Consider the following 10,000-nt stretch of genomic DNA (forward strand, 5'->3'; position numbering starts at 1 on the left):
GTATTCAAAGTTGACCCAATTATGGTGTTATTATTAAGTTTTATAACTTGTGGATTGTATCTAATCTACTGGAATATAAAAGTAGCAGAAGTTATAAACGCAGTATCAAACAGAGAAGTGATTTCTACACCAGTAGCTGTTTTCTCTGGATGTTGTTTGCCTGTAAATTTATATTTTTATTACGTTTTAGGTAAAGATGGTTTACCAAATGTATACAAAAGAACAGGAGAATTGAATAAAGATCAATCTACTTTATTAATTATTCTAGGTTTGTTTTTTCCTTTTGCAGCCGCTATGATTGTTCAAGGAGATATTAACAGATTATACAATTAAAAAATTTATTTTAAATAGAATTTTAGGTATTACAGGTGCGGTTTTAACACTTGTAATACCTTTTGTTTTGTGGCTTCAAAATACTAATCACTCGTTAGATAAAGAGCAGTCTTTTTGCCCACTAAAAGCTACAACAGGTTTTCCTTGTCCGTCATGCGGAATCACAAAATCAATTGTTTATTTTTATGATGGAAATTTGCTCAAAAGTTTGAGTTTTCATCTTTTTGGGCCATTAGTTGTGGGGTTTTGTTTTTTTATTATCATTCTTTTTTTGGTTGAACTTAAAGCAAAGAAAACCTACTTTAGAAAATGGTTTTATAACCGAAAATTAGCCTATTATTTAGCTGCTTTTCTAATAGGATACCACATTATAAGATTAATTCTTTTTGTTCAAGACAATTCTTGGAATGACATTGTGCAACAAAGTATTTGGAAATAAAAAAGGCTTACAAATTCGTAAGCCTTTTTTATCTTATTATTCTTGAGGTGTTCCAATTTCGTTAATCTCGTCTATTGGATTTTTTGGGTTTGGACCATATTCATTTACCGTTAATTCACCTTCAGTCATTGCTAAGATTAAGTTGTAAATTGGAATTAAAATATACCATCCACTTTTGCCAACATCATGCATTCTTCTTACGCCTACAGCAATTGATGGTAATAAAACTGCTAAAGAATAAAATAAATTAATAAATCCTGTTTTCAAGACAAATAAGTCTAAGAAAGTTAAAGAATAGCTAAAAATTAGATTGAACAAGAAAAACATCCAATATTCTTTTCTTCTGGCTCTACCTTCAAAGTTTGCATAATTCTGCAAAACACTTAAGTAATACTTCATGATAAAATTAGTTTATAGTTGGTTAATAAATTTTAGCCTTTCTCTTTTCTTTCTAATTCCGCTTGAAATTCTTCCATAACGGGTTTCATGGTGCTTTCAGGAATATCCGATATTCGAATGTACATTAATCCGTCAACCGCATTATTAAACAATGGATCCACGTTAAAAGCAACAACTCTCGCGTTTTGTTTGATGTATTTTTTAATTAAAACCGGTAAACGTAAAGATCCTGGTTCTAATTCATCGATAATTTTATCAAATTTATTTAAGTCGGATTCTGTTTCGTTAAAAACAAAATCTTTATCAGCGTCTTTCAGTTTAACTTTAAATTCTTTCTTCGGATGCACATATTGTGCAATGTATGGATCGTAATAATGAGACTTCATAAACTCAATCATCAATGATTTTGAAAATTCAGAAAACTGATTACTAATACTTACACCACCAATTAAATATTTATGTTCAGGATAATGTAAAGTTGTGTGTACAATTCCTTTCCATAACAAGAACAATGGCATTGGTTTTTGTTGGTATTCTTTAATGATGAAGGCTCTACCCATTTCGATAGATTTGCTCATCATATCATACAATTCTGGTTCAAAACGGAACAATTCATGCAAATAAAAACCATCAATTCCATGTTGTGGATAAATATGAGAGCCTAATCCCATACGGTAAGCACCAGCGATACATTGTGCTTCTTCATCCCATAAAAACATGTGATGATAATATTTGTCGTAAGGATCCAAATCTAACGATTCGTTGGTTCCTTCACCAACTTCTCTAAACGTAATTTCGCGTAAACGACCAATTTCGTGTAAGATATTTGGAATTTTATCAGCGGTTACGAAGTAAACTTCATAATTTTTACTTTGTAATAAACGATAATCTCCTTTTTTCAAACAAGCCATCTCTTCCAAAATTTGATCGTGATTAGCTGGTTTTGCAATTTGTTTTGGAGGTTTTGGAATACTTAATTTTGGTAAATTAATTTTACTTTCATCCTCAAAAGCATTTGAAAGCATATAGGTTTTCTTTCTCAAGAATTCCCCATAACTTTCAATATCTTGGTATTCATTTTGTTCTGCTACCGAAATAGGTTTTCCAATACGAACTTTAATTACTCTATCTTTTTGAGTAAGTAATTCACTTGGTAATTTAGCGGTTCTAAGTGTATCGTCAATTTTAGATAAGAAGTAAAATAATTTACTATTCTTAGCATGAAAATAAATGGGAACCACAGGAACTTGTGCTTTTCTAATAACTTTGATTGCGCCTTCTTCCCAAGGTTTATCAACGACTAACTTACCATCTTTATAAGTAGAAACTTCTCCTGCAGGAAACATTCCTAAAGGTTTTCCATCGCTTAAATGACGTAATGTTTCTTTGATTCCAACTACACTCGATTTAGCATCTTTATGATTTTCAAACGGATTTACCGGCATGATGTAAGGCTTCATCGGTTCGATGCGGTGTAATAAAAAGTTGGCGATAATTTTGAAATTTGGTTCTCTTTCAAGCATTAATTTCAACAATAAAATACCATCAATTCCGCCAAGTGGATGATTAGAAATGGTAATATAAGCGCCGTCTTTTGGTAAACGTTTTAAATCTTCTTCTGGGATTTCAAATTTGATTTGGAATTCATCTAAAATAGCATTTAAGAATTCCAATTCACTCAAATGTTTGTTTCTATCATAAATTTTGTTCAGCGTAGAAATCTTAAGCACTTTCATAAGCAACCAGCCCGAGAAAGTCCCGAAAACCCCATATTTATCAGCATTTATCGCTTTTGCAACTTCTTTAGCAGTAACTAAACCCATTTATTTTTGTTTATTGAGCAAGAAACAAAGATAAGAATTTTGCTGAATTTTCAGCACTTTTCATCAGGTATTAAAAAAGGGTATTTTGTTAGATTTTTTAGTAGTCTGATAGTTAGTAAATTATGAATTCCTTAGATTCTAAACTTTATTTTTAAAAACCTTTTTCCTATATTTGGTCAAAAGCTAGAGAAGTAAATGAAAATCATATCATACAACGTTAACGGAATTCGAGCAGCTATAACCAAAGGATTTTTAGAATGGTTGCAACAAGCGAATCCAGATGTTATTTGTTTGCAAGAAATTAAAGCAACCGAAGACCAAATTCCAAAATTAGAAATTGAAGCAGCAGGTTATCCATATCAATACTATTTTCCAGCGGAAAAAAAAGGGTATAGTGGTGTAGCGATTTTGTCTAAAATTGAACCAAAAAAGGTAGTTTTTGGAACAGGAATTCCGCATATGGATTTTGAAGGAAGAAATCTGCGTTTGGATTTTGATGGCTTATCGGTAATGAGTTTGTACCTTCCATCTGGCACAAATATTGATAGATTAGATCATAAATTCAAGTACATGGACGACTTTCAAAACTATGTAAATGAGTTGAAAAAAGAAGTTCCAAACCTTGTGATTTGTGGCGATTATAATATTTGTCACGAAGCTATCGATATTCATGATCCAATTAGAAATGCAAAAATTTCAGGGTTTTTACCTGAAGAGCGCGCTTGGTTAGATAGTTTTATGAAAAGTGGTTTTATCGATACTTTTCGTCATTTAAACAAAGAACCACATAATTACAGTTGGTGGAGTTATAGAGCCAATGCCCGAAATAATAATAAAGGTTGGAGGATTGATTACTGTTTGGCAGCCGAACCTTTGAAAGATAAAATTCAAAGAGCCTTAATTTTGCCAGAAGCCAAACATTCCGACCACTGCCCAGTTTTAGTAGAAATTAAATAAGAATCAATTAATCAAAAATAGAAAATAATGATTAGAAAAATTGCCCTTGCTTGCGTAGTTTTAAGTTTAACTACTTCATGCGTTTCTAAAAAAATCTACCAAGATTTAGAAAACAAATATGCCGATTTAAAGAAAGAACACAACGCTTTATCGGATGAAAATACCACTTTAAAAACCGATAAAAATCAGTTAGAAGCGGATAAAAATAAACTGCAATCGGAATTAGATAAAACTAAGGCAGAACGCGATAGATTAGCAGCTGATTATGCAGCAACCAAAAAGAGTTTAGATAATTTAAAAGCTTCATACGCTGCACTTGAAAAAGATAGCAATGATGCTTTAGAAGCCAATATTAATAAAAACAGACAATTGTTGGCTGAGTTAGAAGCTAAACAAAAAGCTTTAGCAGCGGAACAAGATCGTTTAAATAAATTGAAAAAAGACCTAGAAGCATCTTCAGCACGTTTAGCTGAGTTAGAAAAAATGATGGCTGATAAAGATGCGGCTATGAAAAAGCTAAAAGAAACGTTATCTAAATCTTTAAAAGCATTTGAAGGGAAAGGATTAACAGTAACAGAAAAAGATGGTAAGGTATATGTTTCTATGGAAAACAAATTACTTTTCGAATCAGGAAGTTGGACAGTGGGTTCTGAAGGTAAAAAAGCGGTGGATTTAGTTGGTAAAGTTTTAGGAGACAATCCAGATATTTCCGTTTTAATTGAAGGTCACACGGATAATGATAAAATCACTGGAACTATTGGAGGTGGAGTGGAAAACAACTGGGATTTATCTACAAAACGCGCAACTGCAATCGTAAATATTTTATCGGCTAATGCTAAAGTAAAAAAAGAAAACTTAACAGCTGCTGGTCGTGGTGAGTATGCTCCTTTAATGAGTAACGAAACAGCTGAAGGTAAAGCAAAAAACAGAAGAATCGAAATCATCTTAACACCTAAGTTAGATGAGATTTCAAAAATGTTGAATGACCTATAACATTTCATAAAAGATTGATAAAAAAGGCTTGAGTTCTAAATTCAAGCCTTTTTCTTTGGTTGAAACTTTGTAACTTTGAACTTTAAATTTTCAAATTCTGAAATGAACTATACAACACTACCTAATACCGAACTAAAAGTCAGTAAAATCTGTTTAGGAACGATGACTTTTGGAAATCAAAATACTGAAAGTGAATCGCATTCGCAATTGGATTATGCCATTGAAAAAGGAATTAATTTTATCGATACGGCTGAAATGTATCCAATTGGCGGTAACGCTCAAATCTTTGGAAGTACCGAACGTCACATCGGAACTTGGATTAAGAAAATTGGTGCATCTGAACGTGAGAAATTGGTTTTAGCTACCAAAATTGCTGGACCAAATCGCGGAATGGAATACATTCGTCAACCATTAGATTTTTCGAAGAAAAGCATTCACGAAGCAGTAGAATTGAGTTTAAAAAATCTTCAAACCGACTATATCGATTTATACCAAATGCATTGGCCAGAACGTGTGATGAACATGTTTCAAAAACGAGGTGTTCAGGAATTAGATCCAAAATGGCAAGACAATATTTTTGATGTATTAACTGTTTATGACGGATTAATCAAGGAAGGAAAAATCAAACATATTGGACTTTCAAATGAAAATCCTTGGGGTGTGATGCGTTTTTTAATGGAAAGTGAAAAACACGGTTTGCCTAGAATTGCCACGATTCAAAATCCATTTTCATTGTTGAATCGATTGTATGAAGTAGGTTTGTCAGAAATTGGAATGCGTGAAAATGTTGGATTATTAGCGTATTCACCATTAGGTTTCGGATTTTTGTCTGGAAAATATTTGAACGGTTATCCCGAAAATTCTCGTATGAAATTGTTTCCAAATTTCGTTCGTTATACCAATGAAAATTGTTTTAAAGCAACCAAACTATACAAAGAATTAGCCGAAGCAAACGGATTAACGTTAACGCAAATGGCGATTGCTTTTGTAAACCGTCAAAAATTTGTGACTTCAACGATTATTGGAGCCACGACTATGGAACAATTACAAGAAAATATTGCTGCTTTTGACACGATTTTATCCGATGAAATTGTGGCTGAAATAGAGAAAATTCAGGAGTTAATTCCGAATCCGGCGCCTTAATAAAGTAAAAAAACCTGACAAGTTCATGAAGCCTGTCAGGTTTAAAATTTTACAAATTATCTATAAACTTATCCTTTGGATATTTGATTTTATAGCTAATTCTGAATTTCTTGGTTTCTCCAGCGCCTAGTTTAACATCCCAAGTTAGAATTCCGGTTTCTGGGTTTACTTTTGCTTTTCCGTTGTCTAACAATTCGATGGTAATTTCTTTATCAGTGCTTATTGGATATTGATCTTTTAACAACATTTCAATGGCTTCTTTTTTGTTGTTTTTTACGGTGATATCATACGTAAACGTTTGTTCTTTATAACCTGATAAGAATTTAGTTCCTGATTTATCTGCGATTTTCTCACGTTTGATGGCGATTTTTTTATCTCTTCCCATACTCAAATTCAACGTATCTGAAGTTTGATTTGGGTTAATCATTGTTTTACCAACATACATACCTTCGAAGATAATATTCGCTTCACCAGGTAATAAATTGAATTTTGAATATTCGCTAATTTCAGCTAATAAAAAAGCTTCTTTTTCCACTTTTGGAACCGCATAATATTTATATGTTGCAGGTAATTTCAAATCTTTTAAGGCTACACTATGCGCTTTTCCATTCGATAAAATGTCATACGGGATTTCAATATCAAAAGAAACATTTAATTGGTTTTCGTTGATTGTTGTGTAGTTTGATAGAGATGATTCTGTTTTATCTTTTTTAATGCCATAAGCAGTAACAACTACCTCATTCATTTTAGTGTCATCATTTATATATCCATAATTTCTTGGATATCCAAATCGTAAAAACCAAGCTTGTAAAATCGGAGCCGTATTATTTTGATTTGGATTGCCGCTTGAAAGTGTCAGTTTTACTTTTTTCCAATCGATTCCTGTGTTTTGTACCACTTTTGCTTTGTACATTAAGTTGATTGGCGAATTGATATTGTCGGCACGCAAATCGTAAAATGGCGACCATGAAGCGTTGTTGGTTAAATAATTAATATCAAGATTTACTGAGCTTGCTGTATCTGTCATTACTTGTATAACCAATTTTCCTTGTGAGGTTTTTTCTTGTTTTTGCGTATTCAATTCTAATTTAGAATTCAGTTTTGATAGTTTGTCTTTTAACTTGTTTTCCTTTTCATAAAGCACATCAACTAAATTGCTCAATTCGTTTCTTTTCGCACGGTAATAATCTACTAGTTTGATTAATTCGGTAACATTTAAACCTGAGTTTTGCCCAGCAACGTTTTGATTTTTATCTAATAAATCAATCGTTTTGGAATAGGAAACTTTTTCATTGGCAATTTTTCCCATTTCTTTTTCAATGAGCATAATGCTATCTCTAACTCTTTTTATCATCGGATTACTTTCATCAATTTCGTATTCCGAAATAAAATTGCGAGTAAATTGAACTGATAAAACGGTAACATTTGCTGGAGCTCCAATTTGAATGGTGTTTTCATTTACATAATCCGCCACATTTTTAATAACAATTTCACTAGTTCCAGAAGGAAGTGTAACAGCAGCCGATTGTAATAACTCAGCCGAATTGCTATAAACAGTTGCGCTTTTAATTTTAGCGGAAGTAAAAATAGGTTTTTGAGCAAATGCGATTGCAGAAACCAGAACGATTAAAAGTGAAAATATTTTTTTCATTTGATATAGTTTTTAGTTTATTCTTTTTAAATAATAATTGGTTTTTCTGAACCAACTTGATTGATTTCCATTAGGATAACTGTGAATGTATTGTAAAGTAATGAGATTGTTTTTTAGAAAAATAATTGTGAATTTTCCATTTAATGGAGCTCCTCTGTTCATGTAAGACAATTCAGATGGGAGTTGATTAAATAGAATTTCTTTTTGACCAATTGTTTGAAAGAAGTCTTTTAAATCTTTACCAGTAACGATGTTGTTTCGTTTTCCGATGTACAAATTATTTATTTTATAAGGATTATTTGGCATTGATTCCTGCCATCCTGTTTCGTACAAATATAAAAGTTCCCATTTTGAGTCAGCTGATATAGAATCAATTTTTGCTGGAATCGAAATTTCTTTAATGATTTTCGTGTGTTTCGAAATAGAATCATTTATAGTAACCTGATTGAGTTTTCTTTCAAACAAGAATCGCTCTTTAGTTTCTTCTTGTGAAAATGATACTATTGAGGTTAACAAAAGGAATGTTAAAATTATTTTTTCCATCTCTATAAACTTTAGTGTTTCTAGTATAGAGTGAAATAAAATACAAAAGGTTGGGAAGCTTATAAAAAATTTGTAAAATTGTAAGAAAATATAGAATTATGATACGACTGCTTTTATTGTTTATTATATTTATAGGAAGTTTTGTTAATGCCCAGAAAAAGTATCATTTTGATTATGCATTGTTGTATAAAAACGAATCAAATACTGGAAAAAAAAGCACAAGTTTATACTTTATAAATTCCAGAAACAATACTTATCAAATGTATGTTCACGAAGATAAAGATTCTATAGATTCAATTATACATTTTATTGATTACAAAGGAATAACTTCTAATTCGAAAGTAAATATAAACCTTTTTTATAAAGCAGAAACAATTACTAATGATTGTGGTTCAGTTCTAAAGTTTACAAATCAATATAAGTACAACTCTAAAAATTACACAATTGAAAAATATAAAGACACTTTGATTAATGATACTACTTATTTTCATTATTCAATTAAATCTTTAAAAAGTCTAAAGTATCAAAAAAGAAAAAAAATTCAAACAGAACATTTTATAATTGATAAAGAGAGTAGTGATTTCGAGCCTTTTTTATATCAGCCATTATTATATAATTTATATAATGATAATAAAACTTTACCTAATGGAAAATTAAAAATGAGTTATTATATAGATGTAAACGGAAAATTAACTTTTAAACGAGAACTCTATAAAGCGATACTATCTGATAAATACTTAACAATTCCAGAAGAATGCGATTATACTAAAACCCTAAAATAAGTTTTGCAATAGTAAAATAGATTAAAATTCCAAAAATATCATTGCTTGTGGTAATAAACGGACCTGTTGCTAATGCTGGATCAATTCCATATTTGTTTAAAGTGATAGGAACAAAAGTACCAATCATTGAAGCAATAATTATTACCGTAATTAAAGCTACTGAAACAGTTACTCCAATTATATAGTCAACTCCAATTATAAAATGACTTCCAAGCATTAGAATTGTTGCTAAAATTAATCCGTTTAGAACGCTTAACTTCAACTCTTTAAATAATCGAAACCAGATTGTACCTCCAAGTGTATTGTTTGCCAAACCTTGAACAATAATCGCAGAAGATTGAACTCCAACGTTTCCAGCCATCGCTGCGATTAATGGTGTGAAAAAAAATAGAATGCCATAACTTTCCATAGCACCTTCAAATTGACGAGAAACTTTCACGGCAATAAAACTTCCCATTAGGGCTAAAACCAACCAAGGCAAACGTGCTTTTGTCAGTTCTAAAATACTATCATCGGCTTCAACGTCTTGCGAAATACCCGCCGCTAACTGGTAATCTTTGTCGGCTTCTTCTTTGATGACATCGATAATATCATCAATCGTAATTCTTCCAACTAAACGACCTAATTCGTCTACAACTGGAATGGCTTCCAAGTCGTATTTTTGCATAATTCGGGCAACTTCTACATCTTTTGTGTCTACTTTTACGTAATCTACTTTTTTGATATATACATCACTAATAGGTGTTTTTGTTGAGGTTGTCAATAAATCTTTTAATGATAAACGACCTTTTAATCGTTCTTCGTCATCTACCACATAAATTGAATGCACTCTTGAAACATTTTCGGCTTGTGCGCGCATTTCTTTTACGCAAGTTAAAACGTTCCAGTTTTCGTTGACTTTCACTAACTCTTTTCCCATTAAACCACCGGCAGAATC

General features: G+C 31.5%; 11 protein-coding genes. 6 read left to right on the top strand and 5 right to left on the bottom strand.

Features of this window, described 5'->3' with window-relative positions:
* Both LDL23_RS02565 and LDL23_RS02570 read left to right on the top strand, forming a co-directional pair.
* On the top strand, positions 1-333 hold a 333-nt coding region (locus LDL23_RS02565; protein WP_291264312.1), incomplete at its 5' end, for a DUF4234 domain-containing protein.
* A gap of 67 nt (positions 334-400) precedes the next feature.
* Positions 401-772, top strand: a complete 372-nt coding sequence (locus LDL23_RS02570; RefSeq protein ID WP_291264313.1) for a DUF2752 domain-containing protein — start codon at positions 401-403, stop codon at positions 770-772.
* 36 nt (positions 773-808) lie between these two features.
* Here the strand turns inward: LDL23_RS02570 and LDL23_RS02575 are convergent, their stop codons facing one another.
* Both LDL23_RS02575 and LDL23_RS02580 read right to left on the bottom strand, forming a co-directional pair.
* Positions 809-1,171: a DUF805 domain-containing protein gene (locus LDL23_RS02575; protein WP_291264314.1), complete on the bottom strand. Its 363-nt coding sequence runs from the start codon at positions 1,169-1,171 to the stop codon at positions 809-811.
* Positions 1,172-1,203: 32 nt separating this feature from the next.
* A complete protein-coding gene (locus LDL23_RS02580) occupies positions 1,204-2,994 on the bottom strand; it encodes a lysophospholipid acyltransferase family protein (RefSeq protein WP_026725968.1) in 1,791 nt (596 codons plus the stop codon).
* A 195-nt stretch (positions 2,995-3,189) separates the two neighbouring features.
* Here LDL23_RS02580 and LDL23_RS02585 point away from each other — a divergent pair, with 195 nt between their 5' ends.
* The 3 genes from LDL23_RS02585 to LDL23_RS02595 all read left to right on the top strand — a co-directional run bounded on the left by LDL23_RS02585 (position 3,190) and on the right by LDL23_RS02595 (position 6,087).
* Positions 3,190-3,951, top strand: coding sequence for an exodeoxyribonuclease III (locus LDL23_RS02585; RefSeq protein WP_291264315.1), 762 nt, complete (start codon positions 3,190-3,192; stop codon positions 3,949-3,951).
* A gap of 27 nt (positions 3,952-3,978) precedes the next feature.
* Positions 3,979-4,944: an OmpA family protein gene (locus LDL23_RS02590; RefSeq protein ID WP_291264316.1), complete on the top strand. Its 966-nt coding sequence runs from the start codon at positions 3,979-3,981 to the stop codon at positions 4,942-4,944.
* A gap of 102 nt (positions 4,945-5,046) precedes the next feature.
* Positions 5,047-6,087 (top strand): aldo/keto reductase, encoded by a 1,041-nt coding sequence (locus LDL23_RS02595; RefSeq protein WP_291264317.1) that lies wholly within the window; start codon positions 5,047-5,049, stop codon positions 6,085-6,087.
* A gap of 49 nt (positions 6,088-6,136) precedes the next feature.
* Here the strand turns inward: LDL23_RS02595 and LDL23_RS02600 are convergent, their stop codons facing one another.
* Together LDL23_RS02600 and LDL23_RS02605 are read right to left on the bottom strand one after the other, a co-directional pair.
* Positions 6,137-7,738: a DUF4139 domain-containing protein gene (locus tag LDL23_RS02600; protein ID WP_291264318.1), complete on the bottom strand. Its 1,602-nt coding sequence runs from the start codon at positions 7,736-7,738 to the stop codon at positions 6,137-6,139.
* Between the two features lie 12 nt (positions 7,739-7,750).
* Entirely contained in the window at positions 7,751-8,281 is a 531-nt protein-coding gene (locus LDL23_RS02605; RefSeq protein ID WP_291264319.1) for a hypothetical protein, read from the bottom strand.
* A 98-nt stretch (positions 8,282-8,379) separates the two neighbouring features.
* Between LDL23_RS02605 and LDL23_RS02610 the strand changes: the two genes are divergently transcribed.
* Positions 8,380-9,063, top strand: a complete 684-nt coding sequence (locus tag LDL23_RS02610) for a hypothetical protein (protein WP_291264320.1) — start codon at positions 8,380-8,382, stop codon at positions 9,061-9,063.
* On the opposite strand, the gene mgtE is transcribed toward LDL23_RS02610, so the two are convergent.
* On the bottom strand, positions 9,047-10,000 hold a 954-nt coding region (mgtE, locus tag LDL23_RS02615), incomplete at its 5' end, for a magnesium transporter (RefSeq protein ID WP_291264321.1). The genes LDL23_RS02610 and mgtE overlap by 17 nt on opposite strands.

Source organism: Flavobacterium sp., from assembly GCF_020217025.1.
Taxonomy (GTDB): domain Bacteria; phylum Bacteroidota; class Bacteroidia; order Flavobacteriales; family Flavobacteriaceae; genus Flavobacterium.

Bases quoted from the DNA above. Each gene is read 5' to 3' on its own strand.
- LDL23_RS02605 (WP_291264319.1), bottom strand. From the start codon at position 8,281: ATGGAAAAAATAATTTTAACATTCCTTTTGTTAACCTCAATAGTATCA.
- LDL23_RS02575 (WP_291264314.1), bottom strand. From the start codon at position 1,171: ATGAAGTATTACTTAAGTGTTTTGCAGAATTATGCAAACTTTGAAGGT.
- LDL23_RS02595 (WP_291264317.1), top strand. From the start codon at position 5,047: ATGAACTATACAACACTACCTAATACCGAACTAAAAGTCAGTAAAATC.
- LDL23_RS02585 (WP_291264315.1), top strand. From the start codon at position 3,190: ATGAAAATCATATCATACAACGTTAACGGAATTCGAGCAGCTATAACC.
- LDL23_RS02600 (WP_291264318.1), bottom strand. From the start codon at position 7,738: ATGAAAAAAATATTTTCACTTTTAATCGTTCTGGTTTCTGCAATCGCA.
- LDL23_RS02580 (WP_026725968.1), bottom strand. From the start codon at position 2,994: ATGGGTTTAGTTACTGCTAAAGAAGTTGCAAAAGCGATAAATGCTGAT.
- LDL23_RS02590 (WP_291264316.1), top strand. From the start codon at position 3,979: ATGATTAGAAAAATTGCCCTTGCTTGCGTAGTTTTAAGTTTAACTACT.
- LDL23_RS02610 (WP_291264320.1), top strand. From the start codon at position 8,380: ATGATACGACTGCTTTTATTGTTTATTATATTTATAGGAAGTTTTGTT.